The sequence below is a fragment of the Shewanella sp. SM74 genome (assembly GCF_025653725.1).
Lineage (GTDB): Bacteria > Pseudomonadota > Gammaproteobacteria > Enterobacterales > Shewanellaceae > Shewanella > Shewanella oncorhynchi.
In genome coordinates this window covers 422,869-447,788 of sequence record NZ_JAKKRZ010000001.1, presented here as the reverse complement: position 1 = coordinate 447,788, position 24,920 = coordinate 422,869, and the positions used below count along the sequence as shown (strand labels likewise).

The window sequence follows — 24,920 nt, the reverse complement described above, 5'->3', positions numbered from 1 at the left end:
CGTGGATTTTTTATGAAGAATAGAAGCCGCACAAATACGGCTTACAATTCTTGACATCGATGGTTGTAACAATGACGAAACAAACAGACTTAGCCTTGCAGGCTCGCAAACTGCTTAAAGTAGTCAGGGAATGTTTTAGAAGTACAATCTGGATCATTGATGGTGATACCGCAATCGGCAAATGCCAGCATAGAAAAGCACATGGCCATGCGGTGATCATTGTAGGTATCAATTTCAGCGGTGTTAATCACGGCTGGCGGGGTGATTTTAATGTAGTCATTGCCCTCTTCAACCTCGGCGCCCACTTTTCGCAGTTCAGTTGCCATAGCCGCTAACCGGTCGGTTTCTTTAATACGCCAGTTATAGATATTGCGAATAACCGTCGTGCCTTTAGCAAATAATGCGGCCGTTGCAATGGTCATGGCCGCATCGGGAATATGGTTCATATCTAAGTCGACGGCCGTTAATTGGGAGCCGCGGGCAATAATATAGTCATCGCCCCACTCGATATCTGCGCCCATTTTTTCGAGCACATCGGCAAATTTTACATCGCCTTGGATACTCAAACGACCCACACCCGTGACTTTGACTTCGCCGCCCTTAATCGCCCCAGCCGCGAGGAAATATGATGCCGATGACGCATCGCCTTCTACCAGTACTTTACCTGGTGATATATAACGCTGGCCTGCAACAATCTCAAAACGCGCGTAGTCATGGTTAATGACGTTAACGCCGAACTGCGCCATCAAAGCGATAGTAATATCGATATAAGGCTTAGAGACTAACTCACCTTTGACATGGATATTGACGCTGCCCTTAGCAAGCGGCGCCACCATCAACAAAGCCGTTAAAAACTGGCTCGATAAATCGCCTGCAATTTCAACATCACCGCCATTAAGGCCAGTGGCATTAATCGTCAGTGGCGGGAAACCGTCATTTTTAAGATAAACAATATTGGCACCGAGTTGCCTTAAGGCATCGACTAAATCGCCAATCGGACGCTCTTCCATACGTGGTTCGCCCGTGAGGGTAAATTCACCTTGGCCTAAGGTTAAGGCGGCGCATAAGGGGCGCATTGCGGTACCCGCATTGCCTAAAAACAATTCCTGCGCGGATGCTGAGGAAATCACACCACCTAAACCATCGAGTTCACACACAGTATTGTTTTGCGATAAACGGTAGTTAACCCCTAACTGCTTGAGGGAGGCCAGCATGTGGCGGATATCATCTGAATCGAGCAGATTGGTGAGCGTGGTCGTACCTTGGGCTAAGGTGGCCAATAATAAGGCTCGATTTGAAATACTTTTTGAGCCCGGAATATTGATTTCACCGTGGACTTGCACAACAGGTTCAAGACGTAATTGCTTCATGAATAAATCTTCTTTCTCTATAGGGCGTCATCATCACGATCACGCGGACTGAATACGCAAAATGGCAACTTCACGCTACAGCGCGTCAAGTTAAGATTACAAATAAAAGGAGATTGGGGCCTTGTTGGTGCTTCGTCATTATAAAATTACCGATTGTCGCTAAGGATTCAACCGTTTTTTCGAGAAAAATGGCATTTTGGTCAGATTATTTGCTGAGATCAGTGTAAAAATAACAAAAACGCAAAATTTAAGCGGTTAATTTATGATTTAACCGTATTTTTGGCAGGCTTTTTTGCCAAGATAACTGGCGTGTAATCACAGTTTTCACTTTAATTACTTTACCTTTCCGCGCTATTCTACCCTTTAAACGATAAATAACGCATATCTGATACGAACAATCACGTTTGCACTATAACCAGAAAGGTAGATGGAGCTATGTTTAACTCACTCATCGCAATGCCAGCGGACCCCATCCTTGGCTTGTTAACTCAGTACCGCGAAGACTCTCACCCACAAAAAGTGGATTTAGGTGTGGGCGTTTATAAAGATCCTACCGGCGTTACCCCTATTCTAAGCTGCGTGAAAAAAGCGGAAAAATTCCGTCTCGATACCGAAACCACCAAAGTGTATATCGGCCCAACAGGCTCACCACAATTCAACACCTTGATGACGGAATTAGCCTTTGGTGTTGGCCACAGTGCCATTATCGCTAACCGTATCCGCACAGTTTCAACACCCGGTGGTACAGGCGCGCTGCGCGTGGCGGGTGACTTTATCAAACGCTGCAACCCGAATGCCGTGTTATGGGTAAGCGATCCAACTTGGGCAAACCATATCGGTTTATTCGAAGCGGCTGGCATTACTGTTAAAACCTATCCTTACTATGACTACGATAGAAAATCATTGAAATTTGATGAGATGCTTGCTGCATTATCGCAAGTAAGTACTGATGATGTGGTGTTATTCCACGCCTGTTGCCATAACCCAAGCGGAATGGATTTAACCACAGAGCAATGGGATAAAGTGGTTGCCCTTACAAAAGAGCAAGGCTTTACGCCACTGATTGACATGGCCTACCAAGGCTTTGGTGATGGCGTTGATATTGATGCCTACGGCGTGCGTCATATGGCGGCAGCGGTCGATAATATGATCCTGTGCAGCTCATGCTCGAAAAACTTCGGTTTGTACCGTGAGCGTATTGGTTCCTGCTCTGTGATTGCCAAAGATGCCAATACCGCCAATATCGCGCAATCGGTACTGCTTTATGTGGTTCGCTGCCTTTACTCTATGCCACCTGCCCATGGCGCAGCGATTGTTGAGACGATTTTAGGATCAAAAGAATTAACCCAAGAATGGCTTGATGAGCTGAAAGTGATGCGCGATCGCATCAACGGCAACCGCGCCATTTTAGTGGATAAACTTAAAGCCAACGGCGTAAACCGTGACTTTAGCTTTATCGCCCGCCAAAAAGGTATGTTCTCTTTCCTTGGGGTGGCTCCAGAGCAAGTGGCGCGCCTACAAAAAGAATTCAGCATCTATATGGTAGGTTCAAGCCGCATCAGTATTGCTGGGATCAGTGAAGATAACGTTGATTACTTAGCCCAATCGATTGCTAAAGTGCTTTAAGCCGCTGAGTTTATCTGCACCGCTCACTCTGCTGTATTCACTCAATAAAGGAATACAGCAGAGTTCACTTACCGCCTCAAGTGTTAAATTTTTTAATCATCCCACCCGATAAGTTTTGACAGTTTATTATCCTCTGTTGCATATCCCCGAATATGACAAGCAAGGTCACGTCTCACTGTTCAAGCATTTATTTTCAATCGTAAAACCACATTCTAGTGATTTTGGCATCGCGGCGTTATCGCAATAAGCCACAAATTGTGACCTCGGTCGGCGGATTTCCATTTCATTAATCAGGACTGCGGCTATTTTCACTTTTTAAAGCCAACGCCACTGAGTAGATTAGTGGTTATCATAGAACTTGTGGATGTTCAGCCATGTTATTACAAGATAAATTAGTGCAAATCGTTACTAGCCCTCAGCTTTCACCCAAGCAAAAATCCAACTATTTAGCATTAGAAGCGGAAGCCAGTTTGCCCTATATGTCGATATCGCCCGAGGTAAAAGCGGCGATAAATGACGGTACTCTCTGCGACATGTTTGAAGGCCACGCGCCTTTTAAACCACGCTATGTGTTGCCAGATTATGCCCGCTACCTTCAACAAGGCTCTGAATACTTAGAGTTATCTGCGGCAAAAAACTTTGACGAAGCCATCAATGCCTTAACGATTCTGTATCATCACGTGCCATCGGTGACCAATATCCCCGTGTATTTAGGTCAGCTGGATGACATTTTGATGCCTTTCGTTGAAGGAATGGATTCAGAAGTCCTTTATCGTAAATTAAAACTGTTCTGGATCATGCTCGACAGAACCCTGCCCGATGCCTTTATGCATGTGAATATTGGCCCTACAGATAACATCGTTTGCCGCACCCTACTGCGCATTGATGCCGAGTTAAAACAAGTTGCACCCAATTTGACTTTTATGTACGACCCCGTCGTCACGCCGGATGAATTGTTGTTGCTTGCGACCACCAATATTTGTCAGTGCAGTAAGCCGCATATCGCGAATTACCCACTGCATGCCAGTGCGTTTGATGAGCGCGGTTTTGGTATTGTCAGTTGCTACAACGCGTTGCCGCTAGCGGGCGGCGCCAATACCTTAGTTCGACTGAATCTTAAAGAAGTTGCGTTAAAGGCCAATTCTATAAACGATTTTTTTGATACTGTATTGCCAAATTACTGCTCACTCACCTTCGAGCTCATTGACGCGCGCTCGGCATTTTTGCATCAAGAATCACACTTCTTTGACAGCTTTTTAGTTAAAGAGCAATTGATTGATGAATCGCGCTTTGCACCCATGTTTGGTATTTACGGCATGGCAGAAGCCGTGAATATTCTGCAGGCATTAACGGCCAGTGGAAAAGTTAAGTCAGCTAAACACGCTAGATATGGTCATGAAACGGATGCAAATCAGCTGGGCTATCGTATTTCTGCTGCGCTCGATGCCATAGTGAAATCCACACCCGTCACACATGGTTACCATGGGCGGGCACTACTGCATTCACAGGGCGGTATTAGTATCGACAATGATGTGACTCCTGGCGTTCGCATCCCCTATGGCACTGAACCGAATCCCATCGCCCATATTCAAGCCCTAGCACAACATCATCAGTATTATACGGCGGGGATTAGCGATATTTTGACCATAGATGAAACCGTGAAATCCAATCCTCAAGCTATGTTCCAACTGTGTAAAGCCGCGCTTGAGTTAGGTTTTAGGGAGTTTACCGCCAATGTCGCCTCTAACGATTTAATGCGCGTGACTGGCTATATGGTAAAACGCTCAGATATTGAAGCGTTTAAACAGTGCGGCTCGCGTCTCAATACCACAGGCTTAGCCGCAGAAGCTGCGGTTAATACGGGAATATTGCAACGACAAGCACGCGTTATCGCCCATGAGCACTCCCCCCTGTGTTGTTAAATGAACCGGCCATAAATAAACAGGCAATAGTCAGTCAGCTATTGCCCTTTTCATGCGTCGACGGGCCTGGCAGCAGGCTCGTATTATTCCTGCAGGGCTGCAACTATCAATGCAAAAACTGCCATAACCCACATACCATAGGCTTATGTGATGCTTGTGGCGATTGTGTCGCCACCTGCCCTGAAAATGCGCTGACATTGATAAATCTCAATAATAAGCTTCACATTCACTGGGATAATGAGCGTTGTAGCCAATGCGATACTTGTCTTGCCGTATGCCCGAAACAAGCGAGCCCTAAGATCACTCGTTACACCGTTGAGGAGATACTGACGATTCTCCATAGTCAGCGTCACTTTATTAATGGTATTACGGTTAGCGGCGGCGAAGCGAGTCTGCAACTGCCGTTTATTATTGCCTTGTTTCAAGCGATTAAGGCGACAGAGTCGTTATCACACCTGACTTGTATGCTCGACACCAATGGCAGTTTAAGTCTAACGGGATGGCATAAACTGCTGCCCTTTTTAGATGGCGCTATGGTGGATCTCAAAGCGTGGCAGCAAGATACCCATAGGTACATTACTGGTCGTGATAACCATGCCGTGTTCAAATCAATCCAGTTATTGGCTAAACAGCAAAAACTGTATGAGGTGAGATTGCTGCACATTCCGAGCATCACGGATTACGAGGACGAAATAGACGCACTAGCGACCTATTTACTTCTGCTAGGCCCAGATACACGAGTTAAGTTAAATGCCTTTCACCATCATGGTGTTGTCGATGAAGCACTCAATTGGCCAAGCTGTAAACAAGCCGATATTGAACGCTTAGCCGCAACGCTTGCAAAGCGAGGCGTAACCAATCTCGTGTTACCTTCCATATACCTTTAACGACTGCAAAGCAAAATTTGCTCATAAAGCCAGCGTAGTGCGGGATCTTTCATGCTTTGACTATGCCAAACTAGGCTGTAAGCCACTTTGCCATATTCTATGGGTAAAGATTTAATCGTTAAGCCTTGAGCTTGGCTGGCGATGGATGCCCAGCGGCGCGAGCAGGTAAAAAGCAACTCACTGTGATGGCACATTAACGCCGCACTGCCAAAGTCTGGGACCGAAATGGGGACGGCACGTTTTTTAGATTGCTGGGCGAGCAAAATATCAAAAAAAGGCGTGCTCAGATCTGTGTCTGTAATGCCAATATGGCTAAAACTAAGGTAATCATCGAAGCCGATATGCGGCTGTTTAGCCAAGGGATGGGATGAATTCATCAGGCAGATCATTTCATCGCTAAACAAGGTTTCCCACACCAGATCGTCTTGAAGAGGATTAGGTTGACTCAGATCATGGGGTAACAGCACAAAGTCTAATGTACCTTTAAGCAATCCATCAAAACCAATATTGTCTTTGCTGTAAATATCGAGGCGGATATTAGGAGCCAAGCTCAGAATATGGGCGCTGAGCTTAGCGGCCAGCAGTTCAAAGGTACTTTCGCGCATCGCAAGCGAAAAACGCCCCTCAAAATGAGCAGGGTTAAACGCATCCTGACTCATGATCTGATTCATATCATTGATCATTTGCTGCACGCTTGGGCCTAATCGTCTTGCCAATGGGGTTGCGACCAGTGAGTTACCATTACGATAGAACAGTTCATCGTTCAAACTGTCCCTGAGCTGGCTTAAGGTTTTACTGACGGATGAGGGGCTTAAACATAAACGTTCGGCGCTGGCGGTTACGCTCAAGGTATCGAGCATCACATGCAAAGTGATCAAATGCTTCATACTAATCCGCGAAAGCTTGGCCAAATCCATCGGTGACATCCTATTGATTTATCGTGTACACGCATTTAAAGATACGTTCTTTTAATCATGATAAACAATAGCATACAACTAACCCAGCATCTTACTCAGTAATGCGCGTCAGCTCACAGGCTTTCTCACAGCGAGTGTTCTTGAAGGCATCTGGTCTCAACGTCATCTTGCTTAACGCCATTGTCGATAAATTAAAGCTAACAAAAAAGCGAATGCATTTGAGCATTCGCTTTTGGGATGGCTAACTGATGATCAACATTCAATAAGCATAACGTTGATATTCAGGCAGAAAAGCCTAGACGCTAAGCGTCGCAAGCTAATGAGTGACTCAATACAGCTAAGCCTAGCTATGCTTGTTTGCAAACTCATTCATAAACTTGACCAAAGCAACTACACCATCGAGTGGCATTGCATTATAGAGGCTAGCACGCATACCCCCTACGATACGATGGCCCTTTAAGGCAACGAGTCCAGCTATTTGGGCTTGCTTTAGGAACTCACTATCGAGCGCTTCGTTGACTAATTGGAAAGTCACGTTCATTTGTGAGCGGTTCGCTGCAACAACCCCATTACGGTAGAAAGCATTACCATCAATGCATTGATATAACATCTGCGCTTTTTGTTGATTAATTTTTGCAATACTCGCAATGCCGCCAATGGACTTAAGCCAAGCAAAGACTTCAGCGGCGAGATACCAAGCAAAGGTTGGCGGTGTGTTGAACATAGAGTCATGCTCAACGGCTAAACGATAGTCCATGATGGACGACTGCGGTAAACTCGGCAGTTTTAACATGTCATCGCGCACTATCACTATCGACAGACCCGATGGACCTATGTTCTTTTGTGCGCCAGCGTAAATCAAACCGTAGCGGCTGACGTCGATTTCACGTGACATAATGGTTGACGATAAATCGGCAACAATTGGCCAAGGTGAGTCTAATTCATCAAAAATTTCGATACCATCTACTGTCTCATTAGGGCAGTAGTGAACATAGCGATAATCGGCATCGATTTTATGTAAATCAGGCAAGACAACCGCATTGAGTCCATTGTGTTTTTCAACAATATTCAAGCTATCAATCTGCGCTTCACCCACGAGCTTTTGTGCTTCGGCTAATGCGGCAGATGACCATTGACCACTGACTAAATACAGGGCTCGGCCATGATTACCTAAAAAATTATTCACAACAGCGGAGAACTGTCCACGACCACCGCCGTGCATAAATAGCACATGGTAATTTGTGGGGATCTGCATCAGTTCACGTAAATCGGACTCGGCTTGTTGTGTAAGCGCGATGAACTCTTTACTTCGGTGGCTGATTTCCATCACGGAAACGCCTTGGCCATTCCAATCAAGTAATTCCTGTTGTGCTTTTTTCATTACCGCTGCGGGTAACATTGCAGGTCCAGCACAGAAATTATAAATCGCGCTCACTGACACTCTCCTTAATCCCAACCATGATGTAGGTATTGATAAATACGAAACCATTCTATAACGAACAATGCTATCAACATCAATGCCATTAAAAAAACGAGCGTCCAATTGGACGCTCGTTAATATGACACTTAATTACTCTTCGTCTTGCTCATCATCGGCAAGCTCATCTTCATCTTCGTCCAACTCTTCCTCGTCATCCAGCGCTTCTTCAAGAACCTCGTCGGCTAATTCGCCTTCGATAATGACAGGAATAATGGGCAAACCATTTTCATCCAGCTCGACTTCATCTTCTTCAGTTTGGATTTCGTCGATACGTTGTAGGCCGACCACTTTCTCGTCGCCCGCAGTACGGATAATCGTTACACCTTGAGTGTTACGGCCAATGATAGACACGCCGCTCGCAGGTGTACGCACTAAGGTACCTTTATCACTGATGAGCATCAGTTCGTCGTTAAGACCGACTTGAACAGCCCCAACAACAGCGCCGTTACGTTCGCTCACCTTGATTGAAACTACACCTTTAGTCGCACGGCTCTTCGCAGGATATTCAGACAGTTGCGTCCGTTTACCGTAACCGTTTTCAGTCACAGTCAGAATCGCGCCATCGCCTTTGGGTACGATAAGCGACACGACTTTCTGACCTTCTTCTAAACGAATACCACGAACGCCTGTTGCAGTACGGCCCATAGGACGTAAGGACAAGACTTCTTCGCCGGTTTCAGGATCGGTTTTCACTTCGCCTGTTTCAGAATCACGTACTTTCTCACCAAAGCGAACCACTTTACCTTCGTTCGAGAACAACATGATTTCGTTATCACCGTTAGTGATATCGACACCGATCAGTTGATCACCGTCTTTGAGGTTAACGGCGATAATGCCGTTTGCACGTGGGTTGCTATAAGCAGTCAGTGCGGTTTTCTTCACTGTACCGTGTGAGGTCGCCATGATGATGTACTTGTCAGCCGCGTATTCACGTACTGGCAGAATCGCAGTAATGCGCTCGCCATCGGATAACGGCAGCAAGTTAACAATTGGACGACCGCGTGCCGTACGGCTCGCTAATGGCAATTGATACACTTTGAGCCAGTACATCTTACCAAAATCAGAGAAGCACAAAATGGTGTCATGGGTATTGGCAACTAACAGCTTCTCAACGAAATCTTCATCTTTCACTTTCGTCGCGGCTTTACCTTTACCACCACGGCGCTGGGCTTGGTAATCGGTCAAGGGTTGATACTTGGCATAACCTAAGTGCGACAGTGTTACTACAACGTCTTCTTCGTTGATCAAGTCTTCAAGACTCATATCAACTTCGTTGGCATTGATCACTGTACGGCGCGCATCACCATATTCTTCAAGGATTTGAACTAATTCTTCCTTGATCACTTCCATCAAACGCTCAGGACTGCGCAAAATAAACAGCAGACCCGCGATAAATTCGAGCAGTTCTTCGTATTCGGCGATGATCTTATCGTGCTCAAGACCGGTCAAACGGTGTAAACGCAGTTCCAGAATGGCCTGAGCTTGTTGCTCAGTCAGGAAGTATTGACCGTCACGAATACCGTATTGTGGCTCTAACCACTCTGGACGCGCGGCGTCATCGCCCGCTTTTTCCAGCATGCCTTGAACGTGGCCTAATTCCCAACCTTGCTCAACCAATTTCACTTTGGCATCCGCAGGCGTGGGTGAGGCTTTGATCAGTGCAATAATCGGGTCAATGTTAGCCAGTGCAACCGCCAGCGCTTCCAAAATATGGGCACGCTCACGGGCTTTACGCAGTTCAAATACGGTACGACGCGTCACCACTTCACGACGATGCAGAATAAAGCATTCGAGCATTTCTTTAAGGTTAAACAGTTTAGGCTGACCATTGGTCAAGGCAACCATGTTAATCCCGAAAGAACACTGCATTTGCGTTTGAGCATAAAGGTTATTGAGTACAACCTCGCCCACTTCACCGCGCTTAATTTCGATAACGATACGCATACCGTCTTTATCAGACTCGTCGCGTAGACCGCTGATCCCTTCAAGCTTTTTATCTTTAACCAGCTCGGCAATCTTCTCGATTAAACGGGCTTTGTTCACTTGATACGGGATTTCAGTGACGATAATGCGCTCACGGCCATTATCTTCGGTTTCCACATCTGCCAGAGCACGCATGATCGCGCGGCCACGGCCAGTTTTATAGGCATCAATAATGCCTTTACGGCCATTGATAATCGCTGCAGTGGGGAAATCCGGACCTGGAATGTATTCCATCAACTGTTCAATCGACAGTGAAGGCTCTTCAATCAATGCCAAACAGCCTTTCACTACTTCCGTTAGGTTGTGTGGTGGGATGTTGGTTGCCATACCCACGGCAATACCCGATGAACCGTTAATTAACAGGTTAGGTACGCGTGTAGGTAATACAGCTGGGATCTGTTCTGTGCCGTCGTAGTTAGGGACGAAATCCACTGTCTCTTTTTCAAGATCGGCCAGTAATTGGTGCGCTAACTTATCCATACGGATTTCGGTATAACGCATTGCCGCCGCTGAGTCACCGTCGACCGAACCGAAGTTACCTTGGCCGTCTACTAAGGTGTAACGCAGTGAGAATGGCTGGGCCATACGGACGATAGTGTCATAAACAGCAGAATCACCATGGGGGTGATATTTACCGATGACGTCACCAACCACACGGGCAGATTTTTTGTAAGGCTTGTTCCAATCGTTCTTCAATTCACTCATGGCAAACAGAACGCGGCGATGAACCGGCTTTAAGCCGTCGCGCACGTCTGGTAATGCACGTCCCACGATAACGCTCATGGCGTAATCAAGGTACGAATTCTTTAGTTCGTCTTCGATATTAATTGGCGAAATAGATGATGCCAGATCAGTCATAAACTGCTCGTTCCCCTGAAAAATAGCCGACAACGTATAATCCGTATCATTGCCTAGCCCAAAAACGTGATTTGGCATTCTAACACAGTTATTTAATGTCGCCAGACCTATCATTATCGAATTGAGAGTCTGGTGGCTTAATAGATGAAAACACTGTCAATTTGGTCGTTTGTGCGATAAACAAGCGTTGAAATTCACGGCTTACGATGAGGAAAAATCGTCAAAGGGATAAAGTAAAAGGTCGATACGGAGCACAACAATTAACATAAAAGCAGATAACTGCTGAAAATTCACTCAACCACAAGGGCTTAGCTCAGTCGAGCACTTTGTTTATCAAACATAGTCGTTATAATAGCCGCACAATACAGCTTCTTCAGGTAATAGCATGCATCAGAATACCAATGTAGACCCACAGGAAATCGCAAAGTTTGAACGTATGGCCGAAACTTGGTGGGATCTCAACGGCGAATTTAAGCCGCTGCATCTATTAAACCCGCTGCGCTTAAACTATATCGATCAAACCGCTGGCGGTATTTTCGGCAAGAAAGTGCTCGATGTCGGCTGTGGTGGCGGCATTTTGTCTGAAAGCATGGCCCGCATCGGCGCCGAGGTTGATGGCTTAGATATGGGTGATGAGCCCTTAGAAGTCGCGCGCCTACATGCCCTCGAAACGGGCGTGAGCATTAATTATGTAAAAAATACTGCCGAGGCCCACAGCCAAGATCATCAAGCCTATTACGATGTGGTGACCTGCATGGAAATGCTCGAACATGTACCCGATCCACAATCTGTGATTAAAGCATGCTGTGACATGGTCAAACCCGGTGGTCATGTGTTTTTCTCCACCATCAACCGCAACATTAAATCCTACGTGCACACCATTTTAGGTGCGGAATATTTGCTAAAAATGCTGCCAGTTGGCACCCACGAGCATAAAAAATTCATTAAGCCTTCGGAGCTGATTGAGCTAGTAGATAATACCGATCTTATCTGTACCGATGCCTTAGGGATAAGCTACAACCCATTGACGGGCATTTTTAAGTACACGCCTAAAGTTGATGTGAATTACATGATAGCGACGCGTAAGGTTGATTAATATGAGTCTGGCACAGATCAAAGGCGTACTGTTCGATCTCGATGGCACCTTAGCCGATACCGCGCCGGATCTGGTGCAGGCCCTCAATTTAAGTCTTCAAGACGTCGGCATCGCCGCGCAGCCGTTAGCGGCCATGCGCTACGCCGCATCCCACGGCAGTTTTGCCTTAGTCGATGCCGCGATCCCTGATGCGGCAGAAGATCTTCGATCTCAAGTACAGCAAGGACTGCTCGCCCACTATCAGCGTATAAATGGCGATCACTGTGCGCTATTCACAGGCATAGCATCATTACTCGATTGGCTCGAGTTAACTCAGCTGCCGTTTGGGGTGATCACCAACAAGCCTGCCCGCTTTACCCGTCCCTTATTGCGAAAACTGAATTTACACTTGCGTATGCCCGTTATCATCAGCGGCGATTCTACAAAACACCCAAAACCCCACACTGCACCAATGCTGTTAGGCGCACAACAGCTGAACTGTGCTCCAGAGCACATTTTGTATCTTGGGGATGCCGAGCGAGATCTGCTCGCGGCCGAGGCTGCTGGCATGTTAGGCGGCGTGGCCCTATGGGGTTATCTGGGCGTGAACGACAAGCCGTTGCAATGGCCTGCGCACGCGCATTTTGCGAGCCCAACTGAGCTACATCAAGCACTAATCGAAGCATTGGCTTAACAACATCAACCAAAAACAGCGCCTACAATGCTCACGAATAAGGCATCCAATACGTAACTTCACTGACGGACATCAGTGTGTCAGCATACTATTTATGACCCACGGAAAAAGTCAGGCGGATAAAAGATCGGCACTCGTGAGCGATCGCGATCTAAAGAAAAGGATCGCCTAAAAATCCCCCATGAGTGTGACACGCTAACCTGAAATTGAGCTTCAAGGTTAGTCGTTACTAACGCAAAAGTTTATCCTCACGTTATCCACAAGATGTCCCCTGAATTCAGACTTGCAAATAGGGGCAAACCTCACTATCTTGTATCCCATATAATTTAAAACACCATATCTTGTGTATAGGTAACAATCAGACACACTAGAAGCTCGCCGCTTAATTGACTCGTTTTTAACCAGTCAGCTGTATTTAAGGGACGATTATTGATTGTTTTACAAGGATACGTACGGTGATTTTGCTCACCTAAATACATATAAGAACCAAGGCCTATCTCCAAATGAATAGCACTATGACAGTCACAAAACGCTGTGGCGATCGTGAGAATATCGATCTCGAAAAAATACACCGCGTAATTACTTGGGCAGCCAAGGGATTAAAAAACGTTTCTGTTTCGGAAGTTGAACTTCGCTCGCACCTACAGTTTTTCGATGGCATCCCAACCGAAGCTATCCATGAAACCATTATCAAGGCTGCGGCAGATTTAATTTCTCCAGAATCACCGGACTATCAGTTCCTCGCTGCCCGTTTAGCGGTGTTTCATTTGCGTAAGAAGGCCTTCGGTCAGTTTGAGCCGCCCGCATTGTATGCTCACGTGACTAAATTGGTTGAGCTGGGTAAATACGACCAACACATTTTAAGAGATTACACCCGCGAAGAGCTGGATGTGATGGATACCTATATCGACCATTGGCGCGATATGGACTTCTCTTACGCAGCGGTAAAACAGCTTGAAGGCAAATATTTAGTTCAAAACCGTGTGACCCACGAAATCTATGAGAGCGCGCAGTTCCTTTACATTTTGGTCGCGGCTTGCTTGTTTGCCCGTTATCCAAAAGAGACGCGCCTGAAATACGTTAAAGATTTCTATGACGCGGTATCAACTTTTAAACTGTCGCTGCCAACGCCAATTATGGCCGGTGTGCGCACCCCAACGCGTCAGTTTAGCTCTTGCGTACTGATCGAATGTGGTGACAGCTTAGATTCTATCAACGCGACCGCTTCGTCTATCGTGAAATACGTCAGCCAACGTGCGGGTATCGGTATTAACGCCGGTCGTATTCGCGCCTTAGGTAGCCCAATCCGTGGTGGTGAAGCCTTCCACACAGGTTGTTTACCTTTCTATAAGTATTTCCAAACCGCAGTGAAGTCGTGCTCTCAAGGCGGCGTGCGTGGCGGTGCTGCGACCCTGTTCTACCCTATTTGGCACTTAGAAGTCGAATCTCTGCTGGTATTGAAAAATAACCGCGGCGTCGAAGACAACCGTATCCGTCATTTAGACTACGGTGTGCAGTTGAACAAAGTCATGTATCAACGTCTGATCAAAGGCGAGAACATCAGTTTATTTAGCCCATCTGACGTACCTGGCTTGTACGATGCTTTCTTTGAAGATCAAAACGAATTCGAACGTTTATATGTGCAATATGAGCAAGACAGCAACATTCGTAAGAAAACGATAAAAGCCGTTGAGCTGTTTTCACTGATGATGCAAGAGCGTGCTTCAACGGGCCGTATCTACATTCAGAACGTGGATCACTGCAACACTCACAGCCCGTTCGATTCAAAAGTCGCGCCGATCAGACAGTCTAACCTGTGTCTTGAAATCGCCCTGCCGACTAAACCATTGAACAACATCGATGATCCTGAAGGTGAAATCGCGCTTTGTACGCTGTCAGCACTTAACTTAGGTTCTATCAAAGAGTTATCTGATATTGAGCCATTAGCCGACCTCGCCGTACGCGCACTGGATAATCTATTGGATTATCAAGATTACCCTATCAAGGCCGCGCAAATCGCCTCGATGAATCGCCGTACTTTAGGTATAGGCGTGATCAACTTCGCTAACTATTTAGCGAAAAATGGCATGAAGTATTCTGATGGTAGCGCGAACGCTTTAACCCACAGAACCTTCGAAGCGATTCAGTACTATTTACTGAAAGCCTCAATGAACTTGGCCAAAGAGCAAGGTGCGTGTCCGTTATTCCACGAGACCACTTACTCTCAAGGTATTTTGCCAATCGATACCTACAAACGTGACCTAGATAAAATTTGTGCTGAACCATTGCACTTAGACTGGGAATCACTGCGTAGCGATATCAAGCAATATGGCCTGCGTAACTCAACGCTGTCGGCATTAATGCCATCAGAAACCTCGTCGCAAATCTCCAATGCGACCAATGGTATTGAGCCACCACGTGGACTTATCAGCGTGAAATCGAGCAAAGACGGTCAGCTAAAACAAGTGGTACCTGATTTCGATACACTGAAAGATAGCTATGAATTGCTGTGGAAAATGCCAAGCAACGACGGTTACTTACAGCTGGTGGGTATTATGCAGAAATTCGTTGACCAAGCGATTTCGGCTAACACTAACTACGATCCTTCACGTTTTGAAGGCCGTAAAGTACCCATGCAAACCCTGCTGAAAGATTTGCTCAATGCTTACAAGTTAGGTGTTAAAACGCTTTACTACCATAACACTCGCGATGGTGCGTCGGATTCACACGATGACATCACCAATTTAGAGAAAGAAGATGACGGTTGCGCCGGCGGCGCATGTAAAATCTAGTCTTTAACTTTAACGTTAACGGTTTTATAGGGGTCCCTATTTAGTGGATCCCTATCCATTGGAAAAATAGCACCATGGCCTACTCTACCTTCTGTCAAACACCCAACGATGCCACCCGTGAACCTATGTTTTTAGGTCAATCGGTCAACGTGGCTCGTTACGATCAACAAAAATATGAAGTGTTCGAAAAACTGATAGAAAAGCAGTTATCTTTCTTTTGGCGCCCAGAAGAAGTAGACGTCAGTCGCGATAAGATTGACTACGGTGCATTGCCTGATCATGAAAAACACATCTTTATTTCGAATCTGAAATACCAAACCCTACTCGACTCGATTCAAGGTCGCTCGCCCAATGTGGCCTTTTTGCCGCTGGTGTCACTGCCTGAATTAGAAACTTGGATTGAGACTTGGTCTTTCTCTGAGACGATTCACTCGCGCTCATACACCCACATCATTCGTAATATCGTTAACGATCCTTCAGTGATCTTCGACGATATCGTCGTGAACAAAGAAATCTTAAGCCGTGCGACCGATATCGCCGCTTATTACGATCATTTGATCCAACTGACTCAGATATTCCATTTACTCGGTGCAGGAACCCATGTCATCGATGGCAAAGAAGTCATAGTCAATACCCGTACCCTGAAAAAAGCCTTGTACCTGTGCATGATGTCAGTCAACGCCCTAGAAGCCATTCGTTTCTATGTTAGCTTTGCCTGCTCATTTGCCTTTGCTGAACGTAAGCTCATGGAAGGTAACGCGAAAATTATTCGCTTAATCGCCCGTGATGAAGCCTTACACTTAAACAGCACTCAGCATATTTTAAGCATCATGCAAGGCGGTAAAGACGATCCAGAAATGGGTGAAATTGCTGCAGAATGCCAACAGGAAGCTTTCGATTTATTCTTCAAAGCCGCAGAGCAAGAAAAAGAATGGGCCAAATACCTGTTCAAAGACGGCTCTATGATAGGTTTGAATGAACAGATCCTGTGCCAATACGTTGAGTTTATTACTAATCAACGCATGAAGTCGGTGAATCTACCGCAACCATACCCAGAAATAACCAATCCATTACCTTGGATGAAAAACTGGTTAGAAAGCGATGCAGTGCAAGTTGCACCACAGGAAGTTGAAGTCTCTTCATACCTTGTCGGCCAAATCGACTCCGCGGTTGATGGTGATGAGTTCCTCGACTTCGATCTATAAGACACTTAAAAGTGACGTTACAAAATGGCATTAAAACAGTGACATCAAAAAAACGGCCACAAAACCTGTTTGCGAAAGCGCCAATCGTGCGCCTTCAAGGCCAGCCTGTGTTGCTCTTTACCGAGCAACAAGGCACCTTGCTGCAAGCGCTCGAAGCTAAAAAAGTTAAAATCTTCTCAGAATGTCGCAACGGTTTCTGCGGCGCCTGCAAAACACGCGTCATCAGCGGAAAAGTCAGCTACTTAAACGAACCCTTAGCCGAACTTAAACATGATGAATGTTTGCCCTGTTGCTGTGTGCCAACCGAAGATTTAGAGCTGGACTTGTCACCTGAAGGTGCAGCTGTGGTCAGCTATGCGTGTCAATCTCATCAGAATAAAGCCAGTTTGGCTAAGCCAAAGCAAACACAAAATGTAGCAAGTGACACACGCACGCAGAAACAGGCAGTGTTTGAAGACTCATAACGGTGAGACTCGATTGTTCAATAAGCTGCTTTAAACAAGATGTGGCGTTAAAACCCAAAATCGCTTTAAAACAAAAATGAGCTTTTAAACAAAGAGTAGCTTTAAGACAAACAGCCCCTTTCAATACTGCCTTATTCAATCCGCGCCATTAGATACCAAACGTTTTAAAACCCACTATTTTCCCTTCTCTCTATTTTCAATGCATTCACACAAATAAACTAAAACAAAAAAGCCTGAACACAAGTTCAGGCTTTCAGGATCTAACATTGAATACTTAACGCTTAAAACGTAAGGCTTATCGACTTTCTATAAACGCATTGCCAGTTCAGCGCCTTGGCGGATTGCACGCTTAGCATCAAGCTCTGCCGCGACATCTACGCCACCAATCAGATGCACAGGCAGGCCCGTTGCTTTCATCTCATCTACTAACGTGCGATTCGATTCTTGCCCAGCACACAAAACGACATTATCAACGGCCAGCACTTCAGCGGTTTCACCCACGCGAATATGCAGTCCTGCATCATCAAACTTGTCGTAACTCACGCCCGTTTTCATCTTCACATCATGTTGCTTAAGCACAAGACGGTGGATCCAGCCTGTTGTTTTGCCTAAGCCTTTGCCCATCTTCGACGTTTTACGTTGCAGTAAAAACACCTTACGATGATCAGTATTGTCGGAATGAGGTTCAGTTAGGCCGCCCGCATGCTGGTAAGTTTTATCTATGCCCCACTGTTGTAGCCATTTATCGGGGTTCAAGGTGCTCGACTGGCGCTCACACAAAAAGTGCGCCATATCGAACCCTATACCGCCGGCGCCAATCAAGGCCACCGTATTACCGACAGTCACTTCACCCGAGAGCACTTTTTGATAATCGACCACCCGTGGGTCGTCAAAACCGGGTAAGACTAAACCACGCGGCACAACGCCTGAGGCGATTACCACTTCATCAAACTTTTCGGTCGCCAGCACACTGGCATCGAGGCGAGTATTTAATCTCAGCTCCACCTTATGCAACTTAATTTGGTTAATGAAATAACGAATAGTCTCGTTAAACTCTTCTTTCCCTGGGATTTTACGGGCGAGATTAAACTGACCACCCACCTCAGATTTCGCTTCAAACAAGACAACGTCATGGCCACGCATGGCGGCATAAACAGAAAACGCCATGCCCGCAGGACCTGCACCCATCACCGCAATACGCTTTTTATTGGCTGTGAGTAAGAAGTTGATTTCAGTCTCATAACAGGCGCGAGGATTCACTAAGCAGGTTGCGCGCTTGAGGGAAAAAGTATGATCAAGACAAGCTTGGTTACAGCCAATGCAGGTGTTGATAAGCTCCGGCGTGTTCGCCGCAGCTTTATTCACAAACTCAGGATCAGCAAGGAAAGGCCGCGCCATCGACACCATGTCAGCTTGACCAGAGGCGATAATCTGCTCACCAATCTCAGGGGTGTTAATGCGGTTAGTCGCAATTAAGGGAACGGAAACAGATTGTTTGAGCTTTTCCGTCACCCACGCAAAGGCGCCACGGGGCACGCTTGTCGCAATGGTCGGTACTCGCGCTTCATGCCAACCAATGCCCGTATTTAGAATGGACACGCCAGCTTGCTCTAACCACTGCGCCAGTTGCACCACTTCATCCCAAGTCGAACCGTTATCCACCAGATCGAGCATAGATAAACGGAAGATAATAATGAAGTCTTTACCGACTTTTGCCCGTATCGCGTTAACAATCTCAATCGGGAATTGCGCCCGTTTTTCAAACGCACCGCCCCATTCATCGGTGCGAGTGTTGGTGCGCGCACTGACAAACTGATTAATCAAATATCCTTCAGAGCCCATCACCTCTACACCATCGTAACCCGCTTTCTTGGCAAGGGCGGCCGAACTGGCGTAATCCTTAATGGTCGAGCGCACTTGGCGACTAGACATAGCAGACGGCGTAAAGGGTGTAATGGGTGACTTAATCTTACTTGGTGCTTGGGAAAAAGGATGATAGCCATAACGTCCTGCATGCAAAATTTGCATACAGATCTTACCGCCAGCCTCATGCACCGCCTGCGTTACCACGCGATGCTTACCCACTTGCCAAGGAAAACTCAGCTGACAGGCATGGGGCGTAAGGCGACCACGAAGATTGGGGGAAATACCACCCGTCACAATCAAACCTACACCACCCAGAGCGCGTTCTTTATAAAACGCTGCCAGTTTCTCAAATCCGCCCTTTTCTTCTTCCAAACCTGTATGCATTGAGCCCATAAGCACACGGTTTTTGAGCTGGGTAAATCCCAGATCTAAGGGTTCTAATAAATGGGGAAACGACATTCAAACATCCTTTTAAAACAAGTGATTTAAATCAGCATACCTTGTGTCAAATCTAAGCTCAACCGTTGGATCGAGGCCATCAGTCAAAATCCTTTACAATTGTGTTTAGCCTGTAGCGCCATTTTCAGTTAGCATTGGCAGATTGGACTTATAAAGGAGTGGCAGATGTCCGCTAACCCATCGTTTTTCAAGAGAATATGTTTGTTTATTTGGCACACCCTGAACGGGACGCGTAAACTCATCCTCAATCTAATCTTTTTTGGACTCTTAGCCGCGATCATTATCTCCATTGGCAGTAGCGAAGATATCCAAGTTGAAGATAATTCGGCACTGGTGCTTAATTTAGCCGGCTCTATTGTCGATCAGAAACAACAAGTCGATCCCTTAGAAGCCGCATTCAAACAAGGCCAAAATGCCAACGCCGATGGTGAAATCCTACTCGCCGATGTGCTTTATGTCATTGACAATGCAGCGCAAGATCAACGTATTAGCGTACTAGTGCTCGATCTGGTCGATCTTAAACGTGCTGGGATCAGCAAACTACAATCTATCGGAAATGCACTCAATCGCTTTAAAGAGAGCGGTAAAAAAGTCATCGCCATCGGCAACTACTACGAGCAAAATCAATATTTCCTCGCCAGTTTTGCCGACACCATTTACCTCAATCCCCAAGGCGGTGTCTCGCTTGATGGCCTGAGTATGTACAACCAATATTTCAAATCGGCCTTAGAAAAACTCAAAGTCAAAGCGCATATTTTCCGCGTGGGGACCTTTAAATCTGCGGTTGAACCCTACATACGTGACAATATGTCAGATGCTGCGCGGGAAGCCAGTAGTGCACTGTTAGCCGATGTATGGCAAAGCTACACACAAACGGTTGCTGGCAATCGCAATATCGAACCGAATTCTCTGGTGCCCGACGCAACCACTTATTTGGCAGAGCTTGATAAAGCCAATGGCGATTCAGCCACAATGGCAATCAACATGAAATGGGTTGATAACCTAGCGACCACAGAAGATTTTCGTAAAACCATGCTAGAAACCGTAGGAAAAGCCAGCAGTGGTGACAGTTTCAAACAAGTCAGTTTTTATGATTACTTAACCTTAGTGACGCCATTACCCAGCTTTGTAGAGCAAGACAGTGTTGGTATTATTGTGGCAAGTGGCACAATTTTGAACGGCACTCAACCTGCGGGCCAAATTGGCGGTGAAAGCACCGCCGAGCTGCTACGTAAGGCACGTTTTGATAAACACATTAAAGCCTTAGTATTACGCGTTGATAGCCCTGGCGGTAGCGCCTTTGCCTCTGAGCAAATTCGTCAAGAACTACTGGCACTTAAAGCAGCGGGTAAACCCGTGGTTGTGAGTATGGGCAGTTTAGCAGCATCCGGTGGTTACTGGATTTCAGCCAGTGCCGACTATATCTTCGCAACGCCAACGACGCTCACGGGTTCGATTGGGATCTTTGGTATGATTACTACCTTTGAAGATTCATTGGCCAGTATAGGCGTGCATACCGATGGCGTATCGACCTCAGAATGGGCAGGATTATCAGTTACCCGCACACTTTCCCCCCAGATTGAAGCGATTATCCAACGTCATATTGAACGCGGCTATTCGGACTTTATCTCCCTGGTCGCTAAAGAACGTAAGATGACCATAGAACAAGTCGATAAGATTGCTCAAGGCCGCGTTTGGAGCGGTAAAAAGGCTCTTGAACTTGGCTTAGTCGATGAACTGGGTGATGTAGATGAAGCCATAGCTAAAGCCGCTAAACTCGCGGATATGACGCTATTTGATACCCGCGTCATCGAACAAGAGCTGACACCCGAACAAAAATTCATGCAGCAGATGTTTGCCTCAGTATCGAGTTACCTGCCCGCCTCACTAAGTCAGTCATCGATGTTAGAGCAAATGCTACAACAGTGGACTAGCAGTTTGAAAACGTTAACCTCTTTTGATGATCCAAATAACGTCTACATCTACTGTGATAGTTGCAATATGATGAACTAAATCTGCTAGCGTCTAGGTTGCTGCTCGCAACGTCAAGATGATGACAAAGACAAAGCCCGGATCTCCGGGCTTTTTTATTGGGTTTATGTCAGTAAAATCGTATAATTCGGCCACTTGAAGCTAAAGAAAACGACAAGAATGACTAAACGCTCCATTTATGTTGCCTATACTGGCGGCACCATCGGTATGCAAAAGACCGATAACGGCTTTGTCCCCGTCGCGGGATTCCTGACTCAGTGCGTGCAATCTATGCCTGAGTTTTACCATGAAGAAATGCCGACATTTGTGATCCACGAATACTGCCCGCTTATCGACTCTTCCAATATGGCACCAACCGATTGGCAGATGATCGCCGACGATATACAAGCCAATTACGATAAGTACGATGGCTTTGTAATCCTTCACGGCACAGATACCATGGCGTACACGGCTTCGGCACTGTCGTTTATGCTGCAAGGCTTATCAAAACCTGTGATAGTGACGGGCTCGCAAATTCCCCTCGCACAGTTGCGCTCAGACGGCCAAACTAATTTATTGAACTCACTCTATATTGCGGCGAATTATCCAGTCGCTGAAGTGTGTTTATTCTTCAATAACAAACTCTTTAGAGGTAATCGCTCGACTAAGGCCCACGCCGACGGCTTCGATGCTTTCGCCTCACCCAACTTCCCGCTACTGCTTGAGGCTGGGATCAAAATCAATCTGCGCGCAGGCAAGATCACCGTCGCCAACGATACCCCATTGGAAGTGGCGCATATCAGTCCGCAGCCTGTGGGTGTGGTGACCTTGTATCCAGGGATCTCAACACAGATTTTTGAGAACATTCTGCAGCAGCCAGTTAAAGCCCTCATACTACTGACATTTGGTGTGGGTAACGCGCCGCAGGATGCCGCCTTACTCAAAACCTTAAGGCAAGCAGATGAACGTGGCATAGTGCTGGTGAATCTAACCCAATGTTTCCAAGGTAAGGTGAATATGGGCGGCTACGCCACAGGCAATGCATTAGCCAAAGCAGGCGTGATCAGTGGCGCCGATATGACTATAGAAGCAGCCTTAGCAAAACTGCATTATTTGCTATCTAAAAATTTGCAACCAGCTGAGATAAAAGCGGCCATGTTACAAAATCTAGTCGGTGAACTGAGCATAGATTAAAGATAGTGTCTTTTAATCTGTTTGTTGCCCTCAAACGCTAGCAACAAAAAAAGCCCATATTTGATGGGCTTTTTTGATTTAAACTCAGACTAGATTTCAGCTCAGACTAAACAGCACTAAATGAATATTTATTTTAAGACTTTTGCGGACCAAGATTTGCATTGAAGTTATTTGATATCAAATCAATGTTAGTCTTGATATCACTAACAAAAGATAAAATGCCAATCCCCTTGCCAACCTCAGACTTACGCCTAATACCTATAATAAAACACCCCTTACATGCCAATCAGTGCGGCCAGTCAGAAATTATAAATCCTGCGCTTTAAAGCCGGCAATTGGCTCACCACGGAATTGCTTTTTCAGCTCGGCCTTAGACAGCTCATTAATTTTACCGTCAGATGCAATAGTGAAATGCTCTGTTTGCTCAAGCTTACGTGCTTGATACAACATCACCACCTGCAGAGTCGATTCACGCTGAGTCTCACTCAACACAGTACCATCCTCCCACTTACCCAGCTCTGCAGCACTGCGAAGCCTTTCATAGACTTCAACGGGCATTTGGTCGATCACTTGATTGATATCCGTCATACACTTTTCCGCTTATGTAACACGATTCTGACTCGTGTTACGAGATAACCTACAAAACCAAACACAAAGCATATTCCGGCGATATTCGCACGCATACCTTCAGCGGGTTCCCCACCCCAAAACCAAATCACCACACCAGCAATGAACAAGGTCATAGCAACGAAACTCTGATTCATTAAGCTGCTGGACTTTTGAATATGGCTAATGCGCGATAAGGACTCATTGTCGCCATCGGTTTTTGCTTGGCAATGGGGGCATGAAGGCGCTTTGCTCGACATACGTTTACGACACACCGGACATTCAATTAATGCCATATCAGCCTCGCCCTAACGTAACTTATCAACAACGGCGAGCATGGCAATCAGCGATGCTTCACCTAAATAAATACTGCGTTCTGGTGACCAACCCACAAAAGGATCGGCCAGATTGTTATTGTCTTTAAATGGCATCTCAAGGGTATTTGATAAACACTTGAAGGTCTGGGCAACCCAATTAGACGCTACGGTCAAATTCGCTTGGCCGGGCTCATCTTTATCATACCCATACTGAGTTTGAAAATCGGCACTGGCTAAGGTCAATGCTTGACTAAAGTCCGCTTGCAGCTGCGCCAGTTTATCATTGTAAGCGGGGACGCCTTCACAACCCGCTAGAAACACATAAGGTAAGCCTTCATCACCATGCACATCATAAAACAGGTCAACACCCGTTTGCTGCATCTTGTTGACGACGTGATATACCTCAGGGCTTTTTTCTAAACTCGGTGTTTGCCACTCGCGGTTTAGATTAATCCCAATCGCGTTAGTGCGCAGATGACCTCTGACACTGCCATCGGGATTCATGTTGGGCACTATATAAAAATTGGCCTTATCAAGCAGTGCTTTTGCCGTGGGACAGTCATTATCGAGTAAACGATTCACTAGACCTTCAACTAACCATTCAGCCATCGTTTCACCCGGATGTTGTCTGGCGGTGATCCAAATATTGCGTTTAGAAGGATCGCCATTCCCTACTTTCATCAGAGTAATATCGCGGCCATCTAAGGTCAGACCTAAATGCTCTAAATTGACATCTGGGTGTAACTGGGCGCCGCTGAGTAAATCTAAATGACGCTCATAGCTGTAGGGTGCAAAGTAAGCGATTTGAATGGCATCGCAATCTAACTCTATGCTAATGCTCAGTTTACCGTCTTGATATTGAGTCGGAATACGGAACCAATGCTGGCGATCATAACTGGCCACCGCCTGATAATCTTCCCATCCCTTGGTATAAGAAGCGGTTCCCGCATTGATAATATTCAAGGTGTAATGGTTACCCACTTCACCTTCAAATCGAAAATTGAACCATTGATAAAACTCACCACCCGCATCAGGGCGGATAGCAAGTTGAATATCGTCTTTATTATCAAGATTGACGACTTGGATATTTCCGCCATCAAAGTTGGCACTGATCCGCATAATGATTCCTAATAGGTTGTTAAAACTAAGGGCAATTTAATGGCGTGCGATAGATATCACACGGCACATTTTATTATATGGCCGATAGAATAAACCAAAACATCCCAAGGGGAAA

The 24,920-nt window shown here is 46.1% G+C and carries 18 protein-coding genes; 10 read left to right on the top strand and 8 right to left on the bottom strand.

Annotated features, from left to right (window positions below; genetic code table 11):
• Positions 1 to 89 precede the first annotated feature (89 nt).
• Positions 90 to 1,370 carry a 3-phosphoshikimate 1-carboxyvinyltransferase gene (aroA, locus tag L5M49_RS01935; RefSeq protein WP_105252551.1) on the bottom strand — a complete coding sequence of 427 codons (1,281 nt, stop codon included), beginning with the start codon at positions 1,368 to 1,370 and terminating at the stop codon, positions 90 to 92.
• 435 nt (positions 1,371 to 1,805) lie between these two features.
• On the opposite strand from aroA, the gene L5M49_RS01930 reads away from it, so the two are divergent.
• The 3 genes from L5M49_RS01930 to L5M49_RS01920 all read left to right on the top strand — a co-directional run bounded on the left by L5M49_RS01930 (position 1,806) and on the right by L5M49_RS01920 (position 5,805).
• Complete coding sequence (locus tag L5M49_RS01930) at positions 1,806 to 2,996, top strand: amino acid aminotransferase (protein ID WP_219234128.1); 1,191 nt, start codon at positions 1,806 to 1,808, stop codon at positions 2,994 to 2,996.
• 374 nt (positions 2,997 to 3,370) lie between these two features.
• Positions 3,371 to 4,918, top strand: a complete 1,548-nt coding sequence (locus L5M49_RS01925) for a YjjI family glycine radical enzyme (protein ID WP_263265337.1) — start codon at positions 3,371 to 3,373, stop codon at positions 4,916 to 4,918.
• A gap of 26 nt (positions 4,919 to 4,944) precedes the next feature.
• On the top strand, positions 4,945 to 5,805 hold the full coding sequence (locus tag L5M49_RS01920; RefSeq protein ID WP_263255707.1) for a YjjW family glycine radical enzyme activase: 861 nt from the start codon (positions 4,945 to 4,947) through the stop codon (positions 5,803 to 5,805).
• Here the strand turns inward: L5M49_RS01920 and L5M49_RS01915 are convergent.
• From L5M49_RS01915 to gyrA, 3 genes are all read right to left on the bottom strand, one after another.
• The gene (locus tag L5M49_RS01915) at positions 5,802 to 6,722 is read right to left on the bottom strand and encodes a LysR family transcriptional regulator (RefSeq protein ID WP_263255702.1); all 921 of its coding nucleotides are present in this window, start codon (positions 6,720 to 6,722) and stop codon (positions 5,802 to 5,804) included. The genes L5M49_RS01920 and L5M49_RS01915 overlap by 4 nt on opposite strands.
• Before the next feature lie 343 nt (positions 6,723 to 7,065).
• Complete coding sequence (gene serC, locus L5M49_RS01910) at positions 7,066 to 8,157, bottom strand: 3-phosphoserine/phosphohydroxythreonine transaminase (protein ID WP_131524063.1); 1,092 nt, start codon at positions 8,155 to 8,157, stop codon at positions 7,066 to 7,068.
• Positions 8,158 to 8,292: 135 nt separating this feature from the next.
• A complete protein-coding gene (gene gyrA / locus L5M49_RS01905; RefSeq protein WP_263255703.1) occupies positions 8,293 to 11,043 on the bottom strand; it encodes a DNA gyrase subunit A in 2,751 nt (916 codons plus the stop codon).
• 385 nt (positions 11,044 to 11,428) lie between these two features.
• Here gyrA and ubiG point away from each other — a divergent pair, with 385 nt between their 5' ends.
• The 5 genes from ubiG to yfaE all read left to right on the top strand — a co-directional run bounded on the left by ubiG (position 11,429) and on the right by yfaE (position 17,273).
• Complete coding sequence (gene ubiG / locus L5M49_RS01900) at positions 11,429 to 12,139, top strand: bifunctional 2-polyprenyl-6-hydroxyphenol methylase/3-demethylubiquinol 3-O-methyltransferase UbiG (protein WP_219250836.1); 711 nt, start codon at positions 11,429 to 11,431, stop codon at positions 12,137 to 12,139.
• 1 nt (position 12,140) lies between these two features.
• Positions 12,141 to 12,812, top strand: a complete 672-nt coding sequence (locus tag L5M49_RS01895; protein WP_219250837.1) for an HAD family hydrolase — start codon at positions 12,141 to 12,143, stop codon at positions 12,810 to 12,812.
• Between the two features lie 503 nt (positions 12,813 to 13,315).
• Complete coding sequence (nrdA, locus tag L5M49_RS01890) at positions 13,316 to 15,604, top strand: class 1a ribonucleoside-diphosphate reductase subunit alpha (protein WP_113940388.1); 2,289 nt, start codon at positions 13,316 to 13,318, stop codon at positions 15,602 to 15,604.
• A gap of 74 nt (positions 15,605 to 15,678) precedes the next feature.
• Complete coding sequence (gene nrdB / locus L5M49_RS01885; protein ID WP_028759863.1) at positions 15,679 to 16,809, top strand: class Ia ribonucleoside-diphosphate reductase subunit beta; 1,131 nt, start codon at positions 15,679 to 15,681, stop codon at positions 16,807 to 16,809.
• A gap of 38 nt (positions 16,810 to 16,847) precedes the next feature.
• Positions 16,848 to 17,273, top strand: a complete 426-nt coding sequence (gene yfaE, locus L5M49_RS01880) for a class I ribonucleotide reductase maintenance protein YfaE (protein WP_263255073.1) — start codon at positions 16,848 to 16,850, stop codon at positions 17,271 to 17,273.
• Positions 17,274 to 17,579: 306 nt separating this feature from the next.
• Here the strand turns inward: yfaE and L5M49_RS01875 are convergent, their stop codons facing one another.
• Positions 17,580 to 19,598 carry an NADPH-dependent 2,4-dienoyl-CoA reductase gene (locus L5M49_RS01875; protein ID WP_263255065.1) on the bottom strand — a complete coding sequence of 673 codons (2,019 nt, stop codon included), beginning with the start codon at positions 19,596 to 19,598 and terminating at the stop codon, positions 17,580 to 17,582.
• Between the two features lie 165 nt (positions 19,599 to 19,763).
• Here L5M49_RS01875 and sppA point away from each other — a divergent pair, with 165 nt between their 5' ends.
• Positions 19,764 to 21,611, top strand: a complete 1,848-nt coding sequence (gene sppA, locus L5M49_RS01870) for a signal peptide peptidase SppA (protein WP_263138842.1) — start codon at positions 19,764 to 19,766, stop codon at positions 21,609 to 21,611.
• A 138-nt stretch (positions 21,612 to 21,749) separates the two neighbouring features.
• The gene (ansA, locus tag L5M49_RS01865) at positions 21,750 to 22,763 is read left to right on the top strand and encodes an asparaginase (protein ID WP_006086774.1); all 1,014 of its coding nucleotides are present in this window, start codon (positions 21,750 to 21,752) and stop codon (positions 22,761 to 22,763) included.
• A 306-nt stretch (positions 22,764 to 23,069) separates the two neighbouring features.
• Here the strand turns inward: ansA and L5M49_RS01860 are convergent, their stop codons facing one another.
• Genes L5M49_RS01860 through L5M49_RS01850 form a run of 3 tightly spaced genes read right to left on the bottom strand, consistent with a single transcriptional unit; the run spans position 23,070 to position 24,805 of the window.
• Complete coding sequence (locus tag L5M49_RS01860; protein WP_113940384.1) at positions 23,070 to 23,351, bottom strand: YeaC family protein; 282 nt, start codon at positions 23,349 to 23,351, stop codon at positions 23,070 to 23,072.
• Entirely contained in the window at positions 23,348 to 23,665 is a 318-nt protein-coding gene (locus L5M49_RS01855; protein ID WP_219234123.1) for a zinc ribbon domain-containing protein, read from the bottom strand. The genes L5M49_RS01860 and L5M49_RS01855 overlap by 4 nt, the downstream gene beginning before the upstream one ends.
• A 12-nt stretch (positions 23,666 to 23,677) precedes the next feature.
• On the bottom strand, positions 23,678 to 24,805 hold the full coding sequence (locus tag L5M49_RS01850) for a M14-type cytosolic carboxypeptidase (protein WP_105252564.1): 1,128 nt from the start codon (positions 24,803 to 24,805) through the stop codon (positions 23,678 to 23,680).
• Between the last annotated feature and the right edge of the window lie 115 nt (positions 24,806 to 24,920).